1 protein-coding gene is annotated in these 240 nt (G+C 72.1%); it reads right to left on the bottom strand.

Annotation, left to right across the window (positions count from 1 at the left end):
* Positions 1-209, bottom strand: a 209-nt coding sequence (locus QSV46_RS40920; protein ID WP_314964465.1) for a hypothetical protein, incomplete at its 3' end; no start/stop codon positions are given.
* Between the last annotated feature and the right edge of the window lie 31 nt (positions 210-240).

The raw sequence follows: 240 nt of genomic DNA, 5'->3' as shown, positions 1-240 counted from the left end.
CCCCACGAGAACTCGTAGCGTGCGCCCGTGCCACCCGAGCGGACATGGCGTTGCGCGAACCGGCGGGCACCCCGGCCGTAGAGCCGCTGGGTGAACGGGCTGATCAGGATCCACTCCACGCCGCGGGACTTGCGGGGGTGGTTCATCCGCCGGAGTAGCGGGGGGATGCGCGCGGTGAACAGCGCGGCTTCGCGGGTCGTGTTGCCCACGAGGACCTCCACGTGTGGGGCGGCCTCGCAC

Origin of the sequence: Bradyrhizobium cosmicum, assembly GCF_032290525.1 — a bacterium.
Lineage (GTDB): Bacteria > Pseudomonadota > Alphaproteobacteria > Rhizobiales > Xanthobacteraceae > Bradyrhizobium > Bradyrhizobium cosmicum_A.
Note: the sequence above shows the minus strand (reverse complement) of the source record. Positions and strands in the feature narration are given on the sequence as shown.